The sequence below is a fragment of the Neotamlana laminarinivorans genome, assembly GCF_020523925.1.
GTDB lineage: Bacteria > Bacteroidota > Bacteroidia > Flavobacteriales > Flavobacteriaceae > Neotamlana > Neotamlana laminarinivorans.
In genome coordinates this window covers 1-280 of record NZ_JAJAPW010000099.1, presented here as the reverse complement: position 1 = coordinate 280, position 280 = coordinate 1, and the positions used below count along the sequence as shown (strand labels likewise).

Annotated in this window: 1 pseudogene; it reads left to right on the top strand. The window is 35.0% G+C overall.

Annotated features, from left to right (window positions below):
* Positions 1-280 (top strand): annotated as a pseudogene (locus LG649_RS16210) (hypothetical protein); the annotation flags it as partial.

The window sequence follows — 280 nt, the reverse complement described above, 5'->3', positions numbered from 1 at the left end:
CGATTTTAGTGCATACTACAACAAGTACAAAGACTTTATTTCACAAGAAGTTGTTGTTTCTCCATATTACGGAACTGTAGGCACACCTCTATCAGTTGCTGCTATTGCTAACGATGATTATCAAGCTTGGAGCACATATACAAACTCTAAAGCAGATGTAAACTCTTACGGAGCTTCTATAGGGCTATCAACTAAAGTTTTTGGAAATTTTGATTTAAGCGGAAGTTACACCTATGCAAAACTAGATTTTGATAGAGTTAAATATCCAGATCTTACAACA